This is a genomic window from Caballeronia sp. SL2Y3, from assembly GCF_022879575.1.
Lineage (GTDB): Bacteria > Pseudomonadota > Gammaproteobacteria > Burkholderiales > Burkholderiaceae > Caballeronia.
On the sequence record NZ_CP084260.1, the window covers coordinates 1,720,575 to 1,739,596 of the forward strand.

18 protein-coding genes are annotated in these 19,022 nt (G+C 64.9%); 7 read left to right on the forward strand and 11 right to left on the reverse strand.

The genetic code is table 11. From position 1 onward, the window contains the following. Window positions 1-86 precede the first annotated feature (86 nt). A complete protein-coding gene (locus tag LDZ26_RS08110) occupies window positions 87-854 on the reverse strand; it encodes an RNA methyltransferase (RefSeq protein WP_244846774.1) in 768 nt (255 codons plus the stop codon). Window positions 855-1,123: 269 nt separating this feature from the next. On the opposite strand from LDZ26_RS08110, the gene LDZ26_RS08115 reads away from it, so the two are divergent. From LDZ26_RS08115 to LDZ26_RS08135, 5 genes are all read left to right on the forward strand, one after another. After that, window positions 1,124-1,927, forward strand: a complete 804-nt coding sequence (locus LDZ26_RS08115; protein ID WP_244846776.1) for an inositol monophosphatase family protein — start codon at window positions 1,124-1,126, stop codon at window positions 1,925-1,927. A 211-nt stretch (window positions 1,928-2,138) separates the two neighbouring features. Beyond that, entirely contained in the window at window positions 2,139-3,437 is a 1,299-nt protein-coding gene (lplT, locus tag LDZ26_RS08120; RefSeq protein ID WP_244846778.1) for a lysophospholipid transporter LplT, read from the forward strand. 183 nt (window positions 3,438-3,620) lie between these two features. Then, window positions 3,621-3,989 carry a YqjD family protein gene (locus LDZ26_RS08125; protein WP_244846780.1) on the forward strand — a complete coding sequence of 123 codons (369 nt, stop codon included), beginning with the start codon at window positions 3,621-3,623 and terminating at the stop codon, window positions 3,987-3,989. A gap of 290 nt (window positions 3,990-4,279) precedes the next feature. Beyond that, the gene (gene mutS / locus LDZ26_RS08130; protein ID WP_244849090.1) at window positions 4,280-6,904 is read left to right on the forward strand and encodes a DNA mismatch repair protein MutS; all 2,625 of its coding nucleotides are present in this window, start codon (window positions 4,280-4,282) and stop codon (window positions 6,902-6,904) included. Next, window positions 6,891-8,243 carry a hypothetical protein gene (locus tag LDZ26_RS08135; protein WP_244846781.1) on the forward strand — a complete coding sequence of 451 codons (1,353 nt, stop codon included), beginning with the start codon at window positions 6,891-6,893 and terminating at the stop codon, window positions 8,241-8,243. Before mutS ends, LDZ26_RS08135 begins: the two co-directional genes overlap by 14 nt. 53 nt (window positions 8,244-8,296) lie before the next feature. Here the strand turns inward: LDZ26_RS08135 and LDZ26_RS08140 are convergent, their stop codons facing one another. After that, window positions 8,297-8,842 carry a peptidylprolyl isomerase gene (locus LDZ26_RS08140; RefSeq protein ID WP_244846782.1) on the reverse strand — a complete coding sequence of 182 codons (546 nt, stop codon included), beginning with the start codon at window positions 8,840-8,842 and terminating at the stop codon, window positions 8,297-8,299. A gap of 33 nt (window positions 8,843-8,875) precedes the next feature. Here LDZ26_RS08140 and LDZ26_RS08145 point away from each other — a divergent pair, with 33 nt between their 5' ends. After that, window positions 8,876-10,114, forward strand: a complete 1,239-nt coding sequence (locus LDZ26_RS08145; RefSeq protein ID WP_244846783.1) for a cupin domain-containing protein — start codon at window positions 8,876-8,878, stop codon at window positions 10,112-10,114. Between the two features lie 264 nt (window positions 10,115-10,378). Continuing rightward, on the forward strand, window positions 10,379-10,633 hold the full coding sequence (locus LDZ26_RS08150; protein ID WP_236572749.1) for a hypothetical protein: 255 nt from the start codon (window positions 10,379-10,381) through the stop codon (window positions 10,631-10,633). Window positions 10,634-10,744: 111 nt separating this feature from the next. Here LDZ26_RS08150 and LDZ26_RS08155 read toward each other — a convergent pair whose 3' ends face one another. From LDZ26_RS08155 to LDZ26_RS08195, 9 genes are all read right to left on the reverse strand, one after another. Beyond that, on the reverse strand, window positions 10,745-11,518 hold the full coding sequence (locus LDZ26_RS08155) for an MBL fold metallo-hydrolase (protein WP_244846784.1): 774 nt from the start codon (window positions 11,516-11,518) through the stop codon (window positions 10,745-10,747). 19 nt (window positions 11,519-11,537) lie between these two features. Further along, the gene (gene bamC / locus LDZ26_RS08160; protein WP_244846785.1) at window positions 11,538-12,680 is read right to left on the reverse strand and encodes an outer membrane protein assembly factor BamC; all 1,143 of its coding nucleotides are present in this window, start codon (window positions 12,678-12,680) and stop codon (window positions 11,538-11,540) included. A gap of 186 nt (window positions 12,681-12,866) precedes the next feature. Beyond that, entirely contained in the window at window positions 12,867-13,787 is a 921-nt protein-coding gene (gene dapA / locus LDZ26_RS08165; protein WP_206466601.1) for a 4-hydroxy-tetrahydrodipicolinate synthase, read from the reverse strand. Between the two features lie 63 nt (window positions 13,788-13,850). Continuing rightward, window positions 13,851-14,459, reverse strand: coding sequence for a bifunctional 2-polyprenyl-6-hydroxyphenol methylase/3-demethylubiquinol 3-O-methyltransferase UbiG (locus tag LDZ26_RS08170; RefSeq protein ID WP_244846787.1), 609 nt, complete (start codon window positions 14,457-14,459; stop codon window positions 13,851-13,853). Next, window positions 14,459-15,661 carry a tryptophan--tRNA ligase gene (locus LDZ26_RS08175; RefSeq protein ID WP_244846789.1) on the reverse strand — a complete coding sequence of 401 codons (1,203 nt, stop codon included), beginning with the start codon at window positions 15,659-15,661 and terminating at the stop codon, window positions 14,459-14,461. Before LDZ26_RS08175 ends, LDZ26_RS08170 begins: the two co-directional genes overlap by 1 nt. A gap of 4 nt (window positions 15,662-15,665) precedes the next feature. Further along, on the reverse strand, window positions 15,666-16,331 hold the full coding sequence (locus LDZ26_RS08180; RefSeq protein WP_159836517.1) for a site-2 protease family protein: 666 nt from the start codon (window positions 16,329-16,331) through the stop codon (window positions 15,666-15,668). 97 nt (window positions 16,332-16,428) lie between these two features. Beyond that, window positions 16,429-17,058, reverse strand: coding sequence for an L-threonylcarbamoyladenylate synthase (locus LDZ26_RS08185; protein WP_244846791.1), 630 nt, complete (start codon window positions 17,056-17,058; stop codon window positions 16,429-16,431). A 146-nt stretch (window positions 17,059-17,204) separates the two neighbouring features. Continuing rightward, window positions 17,205-18,035, reverse strand: coding sequence for a 3',5'-nucleoside bisphosphate phosphatase (locus LDZ26_RS08190; RefSeq protein WP_244849092.1), 831 nt, complete (start codon window positions 18,033-18,035; stop codon window positions 17,205-17,207). Window positions 18,036-18,123: 88 nt separating this feature from the next. Continuing rightward, a complete protein-coding gene (locus LDZ26_RS08195; protein WP_244846792.1) occupies window positions 18,124-19,008 on the reverse strand; it encodes an alpha/beta fold hydrolase in 885 nt (294 codons plus the stop codon). Window positions 19,009-19,022: the final 14 nt, after the last annotated feature.

Sequence of the window (19,022 nt, forward strand, 5' to 3'; positions counted from 1 at the left end):
CGGCGCGCCGTTTCTTGCCGATTGTAGGACGAGCGCGCCGCCGTTGCAGGACGCGCCCGATGCCCCCGATGACAACGCGGTCGCGCTCACGGCTTACCACGCAGAAGAATATGCTTTGCAATGCCTCGAAGAATGTTCACTTCCTCACGTTCGAGACCGGCTCGTGCAAAAAGACGCCGCACGCGCGACATCAGCTTCTTGGGATTGGCCGGATCGAGGAACGATAGCGCGACCAATGCCTCTTCGAGGTGCGCGTACATGCCTTCGATTTCATCGCTCGGTGCAAGCTGCACCACCGTTTCGCCGGGCGTCGCGACGGGCGCGGCCTGATGAAACGCGAGCCGCAGTTCGTAGGCGAGCACCTGAACCGCCTGCGCGAGATTGAGCGAGCTATACGCGGGGTTCGCCGGAATATGCGCGAGCGCGCTGCATCGCTCGACATCCGCGTTGGAAAGCCCGGTGCGCTCGTTGCCGAAGACGAGCGCAATGTCGCCGTGATGCGTGAGCTCTCGCGCGCGCTCGCCCACGACACGCGGCGGCATGTGCGGCGGCCCGTACTCGCGCGTGCGCGCGGTCAGCGCGACGGACCAGTGCACGCCGACGAGCGCATCCGCGAGCGAATCGACGACATGCGCGGACGCGAGCACGTCGTCCGCGCCGCTCGCCATCGCGACGGCTTCGGGGTCGTTCTTCACGTCGGCCACGCGCGGCGCGACCAGCACGAGGCGCGCAAAGCCCATCGTCTTGAGCGCGCGGGCCGCGGCGCCCACATTGCCCGGATGACTCGGCTCGACGAGGATGAATCGCGTGGACGTGAAGCCACCGGCGGGGAGAGAAAGATCGTTGGATTCCAAGGCGCGGTTCGTGCTCTGAGTTGCGGACGGGTTGGAGAATAAGTGCGAGAGTAACCCGCTATGTTATCGCCGATTGACCCGGTCGGCCGCCCTCGCTGCGCCCGGCCGCATTCGGGTAAAATGGCCCCTTCGCGCTTCGTGAACGTCTGCGGGCGCCCCGCTCTTATTCAATTCGTCTTTCGTCGACCTTAGTCGTTGTCGCCAACCCTTCTTGCAACCCATCGCCCGCGCACGTGAGTGCAACGCGCGGCGGTCAAAGGATTTCGCTCATGCATCCGATGCTCAACATCGCTGTCAAGGCCGCGCGCCGCGCCGGACAGATCATCAACCGCGCGTCGCTGGACCTGGACCGCCTCCTCGTCAGCAAGAAGCAGCACAACGACTTCGTGACGGAAGTCGACAAGGCGTCGGAAGCGGCCATCATCGAGACGCTGCACACCGCCTATCCCGATCATTCGATTCTCGCGGAAGACTCCGGCCAGGACGATCGCGAGTCCGACTATCAGTGGATGATCGATCCGCTCGACGGCACCACCAACTTCATCCACGGCTTCCAGTACTACTGCGTCTCGATCGCGCTCGCGCACAAGGGCACGGTCACGCAAGCCGTCGTCTACGATCCGACGCGCAACGATCTCTTCACCGCCTCGCGCGGCGGCGGCGCGTATCTGAACGAGCGGCGCATTCGCGTCGGCAAGCTGGACCGTCTCTCCGATGCGCTCATCGGCACGGGCTTTCCGTTTCGCGACGGCCAGGGCCTGAACGCCTACACGCGCCTTTTCAGCGAAATGACGATGTCGTGCGCCGGTCTGCGTCGTCCGGGCGCGGCGGCGCTCGATCTGGCAAACGTCGCGGCCGGACGCCTCGACGGCTTCTTCGAGCAGGGCATTCATCCGTGGGACGTCGCCGCGGGCAGCCTGATCGTGACCGAAGCGGGCGGGCTCGTCGGCAACTACACGGGCGAATCCGACTTCCTGTTTCAGAACGAGATCGTCGCCGCGAACCCGAAGGTGTACGCGCAGATGGTCAAGATTCTAGACATGTACTCGCGCACGCGTCTGACCGGCGAATAAGCCGGCGCACGCGAAACAATCGCAATCGCTTTGCCGGAGCGCGCGCCGCCGCGCTCCGTTTCCATTGGCCTGACGGGCGCGCCGCGTGCTCTGCAACGAAAGTCGCGCTCGGCTAGAGTGCAATCTTTTGCTTCGCGTTCAGCGGGGCGCGCTTTCTCCCCTTCCCTTTCAGTTTCCGTTCACGGCGCCACGCGCCCGGTCGCCCGCACCCATGAAAGAAGGCTTCTATACGATCATCGCCGCGCAGTTCGTCTCGTCGCTGGCGGACAACGCGCTTCTGATCGCCGCGATCGCGATGCTCGCCGTCGTGCGCTCCGCGCCGTGGGTCACGCCGCTCTTGCAGATCTTCTTCACCGTTTCGTACGTGGTGCTCGCGCCTTTCGTCGGCGCATTCGCCGATGCGCTGCAAAAGCGCCATGTCATGTTCATCTCGAACGCGCTCAAGGCCGGCGGCTGCGCGTTGATGATCGCGGGCGTGCATCCGATGATCGCGTACGGCGTGGTCGGCCTCGGCGCGGCCGCGTATTCGCCGGCCAAGTACGGCATCCTCACCGAACTGCTGCCGCCGCAAAAGCTGATCGCGGCCAACGCGTGGCTCGAATCGGCGACGGTCGGCTCGACCATCATCGGCACCGTGATCGGCGGCGCGCTCGTGAGCCAGGTCGTCGAACGCTGGGTGTCGCAGGCGCATGTGCCGCTCGTCACCAGCGCCGCACACGCCGCGATGTTCGCCGTCATGCTGATCTACGCATCGGCGGCCGTCATCAACGCGTTCATCCCCGATACCGGCGCGCGCTATCCGAATTTGCTGACGCAGCCCACGCGCCTCGTGCACGACTTCTCGCGCTGCTTCAAGGTCTTGTGGAGCGACAAGCTCGCGCAGATCGCGCTCTGGGTCACGACGCTCCTGTGGGGCGCGGCCGTCACGCTGCAACTGCTCGTGCTGAAGTGGGCCGATGCGAACCTCGGCTTGTCGCTTTCGAAGGCGGCTGTTCTGCAAGGCATCACGGGTGTCGGCATTGCGCTCGGCGCGGCAGCGGCGTCCGCGTGGATCGTGCTGCGGCAGTCGCTGAAGGTGCTGCCGGTCGGCGTGCTGATCGGCGCGGTGGCTGTCGCGATGGCGTTCTACAACAAGGACCTCTTTCCGGCGGGCGCGGGCGTGCACATCGGTCCTTTCTTCGCGCCGGCGTACATTCTGATGGCCTATCCGCTGATGATCGCGCTCGGCGGCCTGTCGGGCTTTTTCATCGTGCCGATGAACGCGATACTGCAACATCGCGGCGCGACGCTGCTTTCGGCGGGCCATTCGATCGCCGTGCAGAATTTCAACCAGAACCTCGCCGTGCTCGCGATGCTCGGCGCCTATGCGCTCCTCCTGACGGAGAAGATGCCGGTGCAGTGGATCATCGTCGTGTTCGGCGTCTTCGTCTGCGGGATGATGGCGCTCGCGATGCGCCGGCATAACCGCAACGAACGCGAAGTGGATCTGGGCGCGCTCGTCGAGGAATGAAGCTTGCTTGTCCGTTGAATCCGGCTGCACGCGTCGGCGTCTGAACAGGCAGGAACGTCGGCGCACGGTTTGAGTCGTAACAGCAGGGAACGCGCATCAGCGCAAGAGGCCGCGCGGGCCGGATCACGCAACTACAGTTCGCGCGCAGCCATTCTCCGGCACGTCAAATAAAGGAGCAATGAAATGGGACTGTTTTCACGTTCGACGCTCGACAGCAAGATCAATGGCGCAGCCGATGTCGGCCAGCGCGCCGTGCGCGGTGCGGGCGATGTCGTCGATTCGGCGACCGACCAGCTGCGCAGCCTGCTCGACGATCTTGAAAGCTCGCTTCAGGGCGCGAAGGATATCGACGCCGACCGCCTGCGCAAGCGACTGCAATCGAAGCTGAAGTTCGCGCGCTCGCAAATGGACGGCGCGAGCTCGGCCATCACCGACAAGCTCGGCGACGCAGCGGGCTACGCCGACGACTTCGTCCATGACAAGCCGTGGCATACGCTCGGCGCGGTGGCGGGCCTCGCGCTGCTCGTCGGCTTTCTGGCGGGACGCTCCTAAAGCATCGCGCCTGCTTTGCCTGTGACAACGGGGCCGCCGCAGGGCGGCCCCGCTTGTTTTTGCGTCGCCCGTCGCGCGGCTTATGCCTTTCGGCCGCCTCCGTCGCCCAAGCGCCGCAGGTTAAACTCTTGCACTATTGGCTGAACGCGGCTGAATTTGGCTGAACGCGCGTTGCGTTCGGCCCGTTGGCTCTTACCGCACGCAAGATGGGCAATCACACGGCAACTCCCGACTCTCCTTCCGCTCCGGCCGCCGCCGCGCTTCCGGCGGACTTCGCGCAGCACACGCCGATGATGCAGCAGTACCTTCGCATTAAAGCGGAGCATCCCGGCACGCTCGTCTTCTATCGCATGGGCGATTTCTACGAGCTTTTTTTCGACGATGCCGAGAAAGCGGCGCGCCTGCTCGATCTCACGCTCACGCAACGCGGCGCGTCCGGTGGCAATCCGATCCGCATGGCGGGCGTGCCGCATCACGCGTGCGAGCAATATCTCGCGAAGCTGGTGAAGCTCGGCGAGTCGGTCGCGATTTGCGAACAGATCGGCGATCCGGCCACGTCGAAAGGGCCGGTCGAGCGCAAGGTCGTGCGCGTGGTGACGCCCGGCACGCTCACGGACGCCGCGCTGCTCTCCGACAAAAGCGATGTCTATCTGCTCGCGCTCTGCCCCGCGCACAACCGGCGCGGCGTGGTGACGAGCGTCGGCCTCGCGTGGCTCAATCTGGCGAGCGGTGCGCTGCGGCTCGCGGAAGTCGCGCCCGAGCAGGTGGCAGCGGCGCTGGAGCGCATCCGTCCGTCGGAAACGCTCATCGCCGATACCGTCACCGACATGCAGGCGACTTTCGGCGTCGCGAATCTCGCCGCGCCGACGCGCGTGCCCGCCTGGCACTTCGATGTCGGCTCCGGCACGCAGCGTCTTCGCGAGCAACTCAACGTCGCGAGCCTCGACGGCTTCGGCGGCGAAACGCTCACCTGCGCGTGCGGCGCGGCGGGCGCGCTCTTGCTGTACGCCGCCGCAACGCAAGGGCAGCAGTTGCGCCATGTGCGCAGCCTGAAGGTCGAGCATGAGTCGGAGTACATCGGGCTCGACCCGGCGACGCGCCGCAATCTCGAACTGACCGAAACGCTGCGCGGCACCGAATCGCCGACGCTCTGTTCGCTGCTCGATACCTGCTGCACGAGCATGGGGAGCCGCCTGTTGCGTCACTGGCTGCATCATCCGCCGCGCGATGCGTCCGTCGCGCAGGCTCGCCAGCATGCGATCGGCGCGCTGCTCGACGCGCCGGCTGCGAGCGGACTCGACGCGCTGCGAACCGCGCTTCGCAAGATCTCGGATATCGAACGCATCACGGGGCGGCTCGCGCTGCTGTCGGCGCGCCCGCGCGATCTGTCCTGCCTGCGCGACACGTTCGCCGCGCTGCCCGAACTGCAGACGCTCGTCGCGGCGTTGCCCGCGCAGCCGGCGGCGCTCGCGCGCATCGGCGCGGCGCTCGAACCGCCGCACGAATGCCTCGATCTGCTCGCGAGCGCCATCGCGCCCGAACCGGCCGCGCTGATTCGCGATGGCGGCGTGATCGCGCGCGGCTACGACGCCGATCTCGACGAACTGCGCGATATTTCGGAGAACTGCGATCAATTCCTGATCGACCTCGAAGCGCGCGAGCGCACGCGCACGGGCATCGGCAACCTGCGCGTCGAGTACAACCGCGTGCATGGCTTCTATATCGAAGTGACGCGCGGCCAGACCGACAAGGTGCCGGACGATTACCGCCGCCGTCAGACGCTGAAGAACGCGGAGCGGTACATCACGCCCGAGCTCAAGGCGTTCGAGGACAAGGCGCTATCGGCGCAGGAACGCGCACTGGCCCGCGAACGCGCGCTCTATGAAGCGCTGCTGCAAAACCTGTTGCCGTTTCTTGAAGACTGTCAGCGCGTCGCCAGCGCGCTCGCCGAACTCGACTTGCTCGGCGCGTTCGCGGAGCGTGCGCGCGCGCTCGATTGGGTCGCGCCGGAGTTCGCGGCGGACGCCGGCATCGATATCGAACAGGGACGGCACCCGGTCGTGGAGGCGCAGGTCGAGCAGTTCATCGCGAACGATTGCTGCCTGAATGACGACCGCAAGCTGTTGCTGATCACCGGCCCCAACATGGGCGGTAAATCGACGTTCATGCGGCAGACGGCGTTGATCGCGCTGATGGCGTATGTCGGCAGCTACGTGCCGGCCAGGCGCGCGCGTTTCGGCGCGCTCGACCGCATCTTCACGCGCATCGGCGCGGCGGACGATCTCGCGGGCGGCCGGTCCACGTTCATGGTCGAGATGACCGAAGCCGCCGCCATTCTCAACGACGCCACCGCGTCGAGCCTCGTCCTCATGGACGAGATTGGCCGCGGCACCTCGACGTTCGACGGCCTCGCGCTCGCGTGGGCCATCGCGCGGCATCTGCTGTCGCACAACCACTGCTATACGCTCTTCGCGACGCATTACTTCGAATTGACGCAGTTGCCCACCGAGTTCACGCAGGCGGCGAACGTGCACTTGTCGGCAGTCGAGCACGATCACGGCATCGTGTTCCTGCATTCGGTCAACGAAGGCCCGGCGAACCAGAGCTACGGCTTGCAGGTCGCGCAGCTTGCGGGCGTTCCGTCAGCGGTGATCCGCGCCGCGCGCAAGCATCTCGTGCATCTGGAACAGCAGTCCATCGGGCAGCCGACCGCGCAGTTCGATCTTTTCGCGAGCCCGCCGTACGCGTTCGACGACGAAGCGGGTAACGAACCCGCCGCGCAACCCGCGGCCGATCATCCGGTGCTCGACAAACTGCGCGCGCTCGATCCGAACGACCTGCGTCCGCGCGATGCGCTTGATTTGCTCTACGAACTGCATGAACTGGCGAATCAGGCGCCGGATGCGTCGCACTGAGCGCATCGACGGCACTGGCGCGTCGCGTCTTTTGCGCGCGGCCGCACGGCTTTGCAATGGCGCGTTCGTAACGGCGCTCTTGGCGGGCGCGTTCGCTCAGGCGCACGCCCAGAACGGCGATCCGCTGACGTTCGCTGTCATCTCCGACGCGCTCACCCGCCCTGCCGACGAAGCGCCCGTGCGTCAAATGCTCGATGCCATCGCGCGGGATCGCGACGTCGGTTTCATCATCTACGACGGCAACGTGAAAGGTCCAACGGAGCCTTGCCGCGACAGCATCTATCAGTCGCGGCGCGATCTGCTGGATGCATCACGAACGCCGCTCGTGCTGGTGCTCGGCCAGCACGACTGGGCCGATTGCGGACTGACGCATGGCGGCGCGTACGATCCCGTCGAACGGCTCGACTTCGTTCGGCAGCTTTTTTTCGCGGATGCCAGTTCCCTGGGACAGAATCCGCTTACGCTCACGCGCGAAAGCGACGTTGCGCGCTTTCGGCCGTTTCGTGAAAACGTGCGCTGGCAGGCCGAAGGCATTGCGTTCATCGGCCTGAATGCGCCGAGTCCGAACAACCATTACTTGACGGCAGGCGGGCGCAACGGCGAGTTCGAGGATCGCACGGTGGCGACGACGTTCTGGCTCGATCACGCCGCCGAATCGGCGCGGCGCGCGGGCATGCGCGCGCTCGTCATCGTGCTTCAGGGCGATCCCGACTTCGCGCGTTATGAACGGCGCGACCGTTTCGCTTGGCTGCGCTTTTCGCGCGCCAACGAGCCGCGCGATGGCTTTCTCGAACTGAAGCGCTCGCTCGTGAAAGCGGCGGAGACGTTTCGCGGACCGGTGATCGTCATTCATCGAACGGAAGCGTCCGAGCCGAACGGGTTTAATATCGACCAGCCGTTGCGCAACGACAAGGGGCTGACCGTGACGAATCTGACGCGCGTCGCGCTTTCGCTGAAGCGACCGCAGTCGCAATGGCTCGAAGTGGTCAGCGACGCGCGATGGCATCCGCCGTTTCGGCTACGGGTGCGCGATAGTCGCGATGTGCGTAACGCGCAGGACTCTCGCAAGCGTGATGCGACGGAGCAGAAAGCAGAAACGCCCGCGCAATCCGCGCCGTCGAGCGCGCCTTACGGCTCATATCCCGATTACGTGCCGACTGCGCCCGCATCGACACCGCCCGCGCTGCCGCGTAACGATTTGCCCACGCAAATTCCCGCGCCGCCGTCGCTCATGCAGCCGGCGTCGGGCGTGCCCCCCATTCTCACTCCGCCGCAAGCGTTGCCGCCTATTCTCCCGGTGCCCGCGTCGGGCGTGTCCGGCAACGGCACCCCGCAATAAAAAAGCGCAGCCGAAGCTGCGCTTTGCGACGACGCCTGAGAACTCCGATGCGCTTAATGCAGCGTCGGGCCGGAGTCCGTGCGCGGCTCGTCGTCGTCTTCGTCTTCATCCAGCACTTCGAGGCCGTCCACGCCGTGCGCGTGCTGATGCTTCACCTCGTCTTCCGTGGCCGTGCGCACTTCCTGCACCGACAGCGCAAAGCGCAGCGCCATGCCGGCAAGCGGATGATTGCCGTCGAGCACCACTTTGTCTTCCGCGACATCCGTCACCGTGTAGATGAGCGCGTCGAGATCGTCGTCGCTGTCTTCGGGCGTGCCTTCGAACTGCATGCCCACTTCCAGCGGCTCCGGAAAACGGCTGCGCTCTTCGATTTTGACGAGCTCGGGATCGTATTCGCCGAACGCGTCTTGCGGCTCGAGCTGGATGAGCGTTTCATAACCCGGCTCGCGACCGTCTAGCGCTTCCTCGATCTTGGGGAACGTGCCATCATAGCCGCCGTGCAGATAGACCATCGGCTCGTCGCTCTCCTCGATCAGATTGCCTTGCGCATCCGATAGCTTGTAGGCGACCGAAACGACAGTGTCTTTCGCAATTTTCATTGAATCCTCCAAGATACAAGCCTCGATTATACGATGCGCCAGCGGCCCTCAGACGTTCCCACCTTACCCCTTCCCAGCCTTTCCGAGCCCTCCGGCGCGCCGCTTCCCGACGAGATCACACCGTTGTTGGGCAACCGCACGCCGCGACAGTTCATGCGGCGTTACTGGCAGAAAAAGCCGCTTCTGATCCGTCAGGCGATCCCCGGCATATCCGCGCCCGTTCCGCGCGACGACCTGTTCGAACTCGCCGATCTCGACGACGTGGAATCGCGCCTCATCACGCATTTTCGCAATACGTGGAATCTCGAGCACGGCCCGTTCGCGGCGGACGAACTGCCTTCCGTCAGGAAGCGCGAATGGACCTTGCTCGTGCAAGGCGTGAACCTGCACGACGAGCGCGCGCATGCGCTGATGAACCGTTTTCGCTTCATTCCTGACGCGCGTCTCGACGATCTCATGATCTCTTATGCCACCGACGGCGGCGGCGTCGGCCCGCACTTCGACTCTTACGATGTGTTTCTGCTGCAAGTGCACGGCAAGCGGCGCTGGCGCATTGGCGCGCAGCGGGATCTCTCGCTAAAACCCGGCCTGCCGTTGAAAGTTTTACAGCACTTCGAGCCGGAAGAAGAATGGGTGCTGGAGCCGGGCGACATGCTGTATCTGCCGCCGCATATCGCGCACGACGGCATCGCGGAAGGCGAATGCATGACGTGCTCCATCGGCTTTCGCGCGCCATCGGCTCGTGAGCTCACCGCGCAGTTTCTCTATCACCTCGCGGAGCGAGCGGGAGACGAATCGAACGCGGGCAAAGCCGATGTGCGCTATCGCGATCCTGCGCAGCCGCCGGTCGAGAAGCCGGGCGAGTTGCCCGCGCTTCTCGTCGAGCGCGTTGGCGCGATCCTTGCGAACCTCACCTGGAATGAAAAGGACGTTGCCGAGTTTCTCGGAAGTTATCTGAGCGAACCGAAAGCCAATGTCGTATTCGATCCGCCCTCCCGCGCGCTTAATGAGCAAAAATTTGTTGAGCGAGCGAAAAAGACAGGGATCAGACTAGATAGAAAGACGAATTTGCTCTACAACACGCACTCGTATTTCGTTAATGGCGAAGCGGCCGCGTTATCCGCAAAGGCTAAAAAGTGGCTGCCGGAGTTGGCTGACAAACGGCGTCTGGAGGCGAAACGCTTTGTAACACTTACAGGCGATTCGGCAATGACATCCCTGCTGCACGAGTGGTATCGTGCGGGCTGGATTCAGACGGACCCGCCGGCCTGAAACGCTTTGCGCGAACGCGTCGGGCGATTCACCGAAGGCCCTGGTTTTGCTGTTCCGCAATACGAATGTTTGTATGAGAAAGACAACGTACCGTCCCCGCATTTATCGACGGTCGTTACGAAAGTGCCTATAATTTCCGGCCAAGCCGTGTAGGTCTCACACAAAAAGAATTGTGAGGCTCCACAGCGGCCCAGGTCGGTGTTGGAGCACACATTACCGGTACTTTGCGCTGTTGCTTACCTTTAACCATAAAAGGACGTGATCATGAAGAAATCCCTCCTCGTAGCATCCCTGTTGGCTGCTGTTGCCCTGGCTGCATGCAACAAGTCTAGCGATACGGCTGCTCCGAGCGCTGCAAGCGATTCGTCGGCTGCTTCGGCTCCGGCTGCTGCCGCTTCGGACGCAAACGCTGCTGCATCGAGCGCATCGGCCGCTGCAAGCGACGCAGCTTCGGCAGCTGGCGCTGCTTCGGACGCTGCTGCTTCGTCGGCTGCTCCGGCTTCGGGCGCAAGCCAGTAAGGCCATCAGGCTTTACGCCAGCGCGTGACGCCTGGCAGGGCCGCTTCAAGCGGCCCATACAAAAAAACCGGCTCGCGCCGGTTTTTTTGTTTGTGCTCACGGGTTCGCTGTCTACAGCGTCAACCAGTCGAAGCCATCCGCCTGCGATGCCACCACGACATCCTCCGCCGACGCGCCGAGCACCGCCGCGAGCGCGCCCTGCGCGAGATGCGGCAGATTGTTTTGCTGACTCAGATGCGCGGCCACGAGATGCCGCATTCTGGAACGATCGAGCGATGCGAGGATCGCGGCGGCGGCATCGTTATTCAGGTGTCCATGGGTCCCGCCGATACGCGCCTTCAGCGACGCCGGATAACGGCTTGCGGCGAGCATCGCGAGGTCATGGTTGGATTCGAGCACGAGCGCGTCGCAGCCGCTTAGAACGCTCGTGATGTGCGGCGTCGCCACGCCGACATCAGTCAGGACACCGAGACGGCTTGCGCCATCCGAAAAGACATATTGCAGCGGCTCGCGCGCGTCGTGCGGCACCGTGTACGGCAGCAGGCTGACATCGCCGATAGCGACGCTCTCGTCGCCCCACAGCACGCGCAGATCGACCTTCGCTTCGTCCGCGCCGACCGCCCGCGCGGTGCCCCAACTCATATACAGCGGAATGGACCACTTGCGCGCCAGTGTCAGCGCGCTGCCGATATGGTCCGTGTGCTCGTGCGTGATGACGATGGCATCGAGTTGCGCCGCAGCGCACCCGAGCCGTGCAAGCCGGCGCTCTACTTCCTTCGCGGAAAAACCGCAATCGAGCAGCACGCGCGTGGTGGTCGTGCCGCTCGTCGACTCGACGAGCAGCGCGTTGCCTTCACTGCCGCTACCCAGACTGGCGAATCTCACAATCGCTCGGCGCCCGGGCTCAGTTGAGTTGCGCGTGAAGCAGCGAAACGATGCGCTGCGCATCGGACGAGTTGTCCGGCTGGCCGTTCGCATCGACGACGGCGACCTGCGTGAGCGCATCCGCTTTCGGACGAACGTTCACGAGGAACTGGCGCGTGGGCTTCGGCGAATTGCTGGAGAACAGCTTGCCAAGGAGACCTTCCTTCTTCAGCTCCGCCATCGAATCCGAATAGTGCACGTAGTAGATGCCCTTCTCGCGGTCGCGATTGTCGACCGTGAAGTTCGTGCGATCCAGCGCGAGGCCGACGCGCAGCCATGCGCGGTCGAACGGCTCGGCGAGATCGAGCGTGGAGGTGCCCGCCGTCTGCTCGACGGCGACCTTCGCGCCCGCCGGACGCGCCTGCGCGATCAGCTGCTTCGATTGATCTTCGGTCAGGCCGAACTTCTGCATCATCTTTGCGAGAAACGCGGCTTCGAGCGCCGGATTGCGCGGACGCGTTTCCCAGCGCGACGAGGTCTTGTCCTGACCCGTCAGCACTTCTTCCATCGCGCTATGCGTGACGGAGATATCGGTCGAGCCGTCCGACGCGCGATCCACCTGCGTGCGGAACATGTCGCGCGTGCCGGACGAATACGCGAAGTCCAGCAGCTTGCCGACGCTGTTGCGGAACCAGTCGTTCGGAATGTTCGCGCGATTCTCGGCCCAGTCGGTCGCCATGATGCCGGTCTGCGCCGAGTCGGTTTTCAGCGTGAAGCCGTTCTCGGTCCAGAACTCCTGCAACTGCGGCCAGACCTGATCCGGCGAACGGCCATCCACGACGAGCCAGCGGCGGTCGCCGTCGCTCTCGACGTGCATGCCGTAGGGGTCCTGCGCATTCGGCACGCCGAGCGTCAGGTTGCCCGCGGGCGTCGCGTTGCGCTGCGCAGTGCCGCCGAGCGTGTTGATCGGCGGCGGCGCGGCGTAACGCTGGCTGATGTCGGCCGTGCTGAGATCGGACGGCACGTTGAGCGACGGTGCGGTTTCAGCGGCCTTGTAATTCACGCGATCGGGCGCGAGCCAGTCGTTCAGCGTGTCGCAACCCGCCAGCGCGAAGACGACGCCGGCGCCAAGCGACAGCACGCCCAGGCGTTTGGCTTGAGTAAGAAGAGTGGAATGTTTCATGAGGTCCTTCTTTGCTGCAGATGACGTGCTGTTACGCATGGCCTCACGTCGGTCGCGCGTGCGAACGCGGGCAAGCGAGGCCGATGAGCGGCGGTTGATGACGGGTCGCGATCGCTTCGATCACGTTGAGCGGCGCCGTCGATTTCGATGTGTCGTCGATATCGCGAGTGCGCCGCCGCGCTTCGGTCAAGAGAGCAGCCCGGCGCTTTGCAGCGCGCCACGCACGATGTCGTGAAAGCGCGCGTCGAGCGGCGTGAGCGGCAGGCGGATGCCGCCTTCCATGCGGCCGAGCGCCTGCAGCGCCCATTTCGCCGGAATCGGGTTGGATTCGCAGAACAGTTGCTTGTGCAGTTCCAAAAGGCTCAGATGGATGCGGCGCGCGGTGATCGCGTCGCCTGCGAGCGCGGCGCGGCACAGCTCGCTCATCTGCTTCGGCGCGACGTTGGCCGTCACCGAAATGTTGCCGTGGCCGCCCAGCAGCATCAGCGCGATGGCCGTGGGATCGTCGCCGCTGAAGATGGCGAAATCGGCCGGCGCGTGCTTGATGAGATGCGCCGCGCGATCGATGTTGCCGGTCGCTTCCTTCACGCCGATGATGCCAGGCACGTCGGCCAGGCGCAGGATCGTCTCGTTGCTCATGTCGGCAACGGTGCGGCCCGGCACGTTATAGAGAATCACGGGAAGATCGACGGCTTCCGCAATGGCGCGGAAGTGCCGGTACATGCCCTCTTGCGTCGGCTTGTTGTAGTACGGCACGACTTGCAGTGTGGCATCCGCGCCGACTTTCTTGGCCTGCTTGGACAGTTCGATGGCTTCCGCCGTCGAATTGCCGCCCGCGCCCGCGATGATCGGGAACCGCTTGGCCGCGTGCTCGACCGCCGTCTGCACCATCAGCACGTGCTCTTCGACCGACAACGTGGCCGACTCGCCGCTCGTGCCCACGACCACGAGCCCGTTCGAGCCCTGCTCGACATGCCAGTCGATCAGCTTACGAAACGCCGGCAGATCGAGACTACCGTCCTCGTGCATCGGTGTGACGATGGCAGGGATGCTGCCGCGAATCCGGAGGCCGCCGCCGTTGGACCCGCCGTTAGTTCCGTTAGTCATGAAACTCTATGAATTTAATCGTGAATTTAATCGCAAAAAGCGATATTACGCGATTGTAGCGGATTAGCCCGCCAAATCGTAACGAGGCGAACCCGAAGACGTGTTACCAACCGTGAGCGGTTTTTCTGCGCCCGATGGCGCGCTATCGGTTGCCTGTAGCTCGCGGACCGCGCAAATTCGCTGCACATAGGCAGCACGCGGGCGTTCGACGTAACCATCTTCGCATGCGATCACGCGAAGCCGGCCGCGAACCGCGTCGAGCAATTCGCCGGGCGCGAGCAGAAACGCGGGATTCGATGGCTTGCCGATGCGCTCGTTGCCCGCCGCGAACGTCTCATAGATGAGCACGCCACCGGGTGCGAGCGAGTCGATCAGATGACCGAAGAGCGGCCGATGCAGATAGTTCGTGACGACGACCGCGCCGAACCGTCGATCGGCTGGAAGCGGCCACGGCGCGCCTTCGAGATCGGCGGCGAGCGTCGTGACGCCGTCGCACGCGGACATCGACGCAAGCGCCTCGACGTCGCGATCGACCGCGAGCACCGCGTGACCGCGCTCCGCGAACCAGCGCGCGTGGCGTCCGCTGCCCGACGCGACATCGAGCACGTCGGCGCCGGGCGCAACGAGATGCGCCCAGCGCGTGACCCAGCCGCTCGGCGTGCCGGCATCCATCAGTTGTACGACAGGCCCATTGCTTCGCGCACGTCGCGCATGGTTTCCGTCGCGAACTTGCGCGCCTTGTCGCAGCCATCGGCGACGATCGCGCGCAGAAGCGACGGATCGTCCATGTACTTTTGCGCGCGTTCGAGCATCGGCTGCTGCTCGCGCAAGATGCCTTCGATCACCGGCTGCTTGCAGTCGAGGCAACCGATGCCCGCGCTGCGGCAGCCCTGCTGCACCCACTTGTGCGTCTCTTCATCGGTGTAGACCTGATGCAGTTGCCACACCGGGCACTTGTCCGGGTCGCCCGGGTCGGTGCGGCGCACGCGCGCCGGATCGGTGGGCATGGTGCGCACTTTCTTCGTGATGGTTTCCGCGTCCTCGCGCAGGCCGATGGTGTTGCCGTACGACTTCGACATCTTCTGCCCGTCGAGACCCGGCATGCGCGACGCTTCCGTCAAGAGCACTTGCGGCTCGACGAGAATCAGCTTGCGCGCGCCTTCCAGATAGCCGAACAGGCGTTCGCGGTCGCTCATCGACAGGCTCTGCGATTCCTGCAGCATTGCGCGGGCTTGTTCGAGCGCCTCGTCGTCGCCTTCCTGCTGATACGCGATGCGCAGTTCGTGATACAGCTTCGCGCGCTTGCCGCCGAGCTTCTTCGCGGCTTCGAGCGCCTTCTCTTCGAAGTCCGGCTCCTTGCCGTAGAGATAGTTGAAGCGGCGCGCGATCTCGCGCGTCATTTCGACGTGCGGCACCTGGTCTTCGCCGACCGGCACCAGCGACGCGCGATACAGCAGAATGTCCGCCGCCATCAGCACCGGATAGCCGAGAAAGCCGTACGTGGACAGGTCCTTTTCCTTCAGCTTCTCGATCTGCTCCTTGTAGGTCGGCACGCGTTCGAGCCAGCCGAGCGGCGTGCCCATGCCGAGCAGGAGCGACAATTCCGCGTGTTCAGGCACGCGGCTCTGGATGAAGAGCGTGGCCTGCGCCGGATCGATGCCGGAAGCGAGCCAGTCGATCAGCACTTCCCAGACGTTTTTCTCGATGACCTCGGGCGTCTCGTAGTGCGTGGTGAGCGCGTGCCAGTCCACCACCGCGAAGAAGCACGGATACTCGGACTGCAGCCGCACCCAGTTTTTCAGCACGCCGTGATAGTGGCCGAGGTGCAGCGACCCGGTGGGCCGCATGCCGGAGAAGATACGGTCAGGGAACATGATCTTAGGGAAAGAGTGAAGCGAAGGGATTCAGAATGGCCGACACCGCCGCGTAGCCCACGTTCACGAGGGGGCCGAGCCAGAAGCGCGTCAGCGCGTTGGTCATGATGAGCGCCATCACGATCCAGAAACCGTACGGCTCGATCTTCTGAAATGCAAGCGACGCGCGCACCGGCAAGAGCGCCGACAGAATGCGCCCGCCGTCGAGCGGCAGCAGCGGAAAGAGATTGAGCACGCCGAACACCAGATTCACGCCGACGCCGGCTGCCGCCATGCGCGTGAAGAACGGTTCATCGACATGAAAGGCGGCGAGCAGCACCGCGAGCACGCCCCACAGGAGCGCCTGCACGAAGTTGCTGCCCGGACCCGCCGCCGCGACCCACAGGCCGCCCCAGCGCGGATTGCGCAGATTGCCGAACGCGACGGGAACCGGTTTCGCGTAGCCGAACATGAACGCGCCGCTCGTCACGAAATACAGCACGATGGGAATGACGATGGTCCCGATCGGGTCGATGTGGCGCATCGGATTCATGGAAACGCGGCCGAGCACGTAAGCCGTGTTGTCGCCGAGCAGACGCGCGGCGTAGCCATGCGCGGCCTCGTGCAGCGTGATCGCGAAGATCACCGGGAGCGCGTAGACCGCGATGGTTTGTATCAGGGAAGGATCCATAGGGCGCTATTGTATCAAGCGGGCAGGCGTCGGCAGGCGCGGCGCGGCTTGCGCGCGGCGTTTCTGGCTTCGGAAATGCGCAGCCGTGAGGCCGCGCTCACGCCGCCAGGCCGAACGGCTCCAGACTGCCCCGGCCCGCGCGCACCAGCACCGGCTCGCCGCCCGTCAGGTCGATCACCGTGGAAGGCTCGGCCGGGCACGCGCCCGCATCGATCACGAGGTCGATTTGCTTTTCCAGCCGCTCGCGGATTTCCTCGGCGTCGTTGAGCGGCTCGGTCTCGCCCGGCAGGATCAGGGTGGACGCGAGCAGCGGCTCGCCGAGCGCGCCGAGCAGCGCGAGCGTGATCTCGTGATCCGGCACGCGCAGCCCGATGGTCTTGCGCGACGGATGCGACAGCCTGCGCGGCACTTCCTTCGTCGCTTGGAGCACGAACACGTACGGCCCCGGCGTGACCGATTTGATCAGCCGATACTGCCGGTTGTCGACCATCGCGAAGTTGGCGAGCTCGGACAGATCGCGCACGAGCAGCGACAACAGTTGCTTGTCGTCGATGCCGCGAATGCGCCGCAGCCGCTCGACGGCAGTCTTGTCGTCGAGATGGCAGGCGAGCGCGTAGCTCGAATCGGTCGGCAGGGCGACGATGCCGCCGTCCTTGATGATCTGCACCGCCTGATTGATCAGACGCGGCTGCGGATTATCCGGATGAATACGAAAGAACTGGGACATGGGACGCCTTGTTGTGTCGTTCTTGCCCGTGGACGCGTACGCCTCGCGCGTGAGTGCGCGAGCGCGACGCTTCGGCCAAACCGTACGTGCGATAGATGCCGTGAGGCAAGGACCATGCGCGTGCGCGCAAGGCACGCGCCGAGACGTTACAGCCAGCGCGCCCAGACGGGCGTGAGGTCCTCGGGTAGCGGCGGAAGCCGGCCCAGATCGACGCGCCCTTCCCCCGGCCCGTGAAAGTCCGAACCGCGCGACGCTTCGAAGCCGTAACGGCGCGCGACATCAGCGTACTCGCGGTACTGGTCGGGCGTATGACTGCCGGTCACGACTTCGATGGCCTTGCCGCCCAACTGGATAAACTCGTCGAAGAGCGCGGCGAACTGGACCGGCGTGTAGTCGTAGCGGCCCGGATGCGCGATGATCGGCTCGCCGCCTGCGTCGCGAATCCACTGCATCGCATCCGCGAGCTTGGCCCAGCGATGTCCGACGAAGCCCGGCTTGCCGTCGCCGAGATAGCGCGCGAACACGTCGGAGGTCGTCTCGGCGTAGCCTTCTTCGACGAGAAAGCGCGCGAAATGCGTACGCGAGATCATATCGGGGTCGTCGGTATAGCGCAGCGCGCCTTCGTACGCGTTCGGAATGCCCACCGCCGCGAGCGCGTCCCCGATGGCCACGCCCCGCGCGGCGCGTCCGTTGCGCGTCGAGGCGAGGCCGTTGACGAGCGCCTGATTCTCCGGATCGACGTTCATGCCCACCACATGCACCGTGCGCGAGGCCCACGTCACCGAGATCTCGACGCCCGGCAGATAGCGCATGCCGAGCACCTCCGCCGCCGCGCGCGCCTCGCGCTGTCCGCCCAGCTGATCGTGGTCGGTCAGCGACCACATTTCGACGCCGCCCGCATGCGCGCGCGCCGCCACTTCGGCGGGCGAAAGCTGGCCGTCCGAGACGGTGGAGTGGCAATGCAGATCGGCGTTGATGGTCGGCTTCATGGAATGTCATTTTACTTGAACGGCATGGAACAACGCTTACCGCGATGACCGCCAGCGGCCAGCGCACGCCCAGCCGTCACGCGCAGAACGCCTCGATCAGCGCGGCGATGCGCTCGGGCTGGTCGTGATGGATCATGTGCCCCGCATCGCCGACGATTTCTTCGCGCCAGTCGGGGAATGCGGCGAACCGCGTCTTGAACTCGGCGATGGGCATCGAGCCCGCGAAGCTCGCGAGCGTCGGCGACGCTTCCGCCTCCACGTGCAGCACTTTCGCCTGCACGCGCGACCAGACGGCCATCACCTCGTCGAGGCGATACAGCACAGGGCTACGCAGCTTGTGTGCCGGGTCCGCGAGCAGATGGAACGCGCCGTCCGCTTCTTGCCGCGACCAGTGCTGCGCGAGAAAACGCGCCCGCGACCGGGCGAGACGTGGATTCGTGCGGATCAGGCGGTCGGCCACGTCGTCGAGGCTCGCATAGGAGCGCAAGGGCGGCGGCGCGCGCAGATCGTCGAGCCATCGCGTGAGCGCGCCCGGCGCCTGCGAGGGACGCGTCGCGGGCAGTCCGAAGCCTTCGAGATCGACCACGCGTCGCACGCGCGCGGGCCGCACACCGGCGTAGAGCAGCGCGACGTTCGCGCCCATGCTGTGGCCGACGAGATCGACTTGGTCCGTGGGCGCGTAATGGTCGAGAAGCGCGTCGAGATCGGCGAGATAGTCGGGAAAATAGTAGTGCCCGCCGCCCTTTTGCGCGACCGGCCAGTCCGACAGGCCGAAGCCGCGCGCATCGGGCGCGAGCACTTGCCAGTCGCCCGCGAGCGCGTCGACCACGAACTGGAAGGACGCCGCGACGTCCATCCAGCCGTGCAGCATGAACAGCATGGGCGCGTCGGGCGAGCCCCAGTGGCGCACGTGCAGACGCACGCCGCGCGCATCGACGAACTCGGAGCGCGATTCTTTCATGGTCCGCCTCGGGA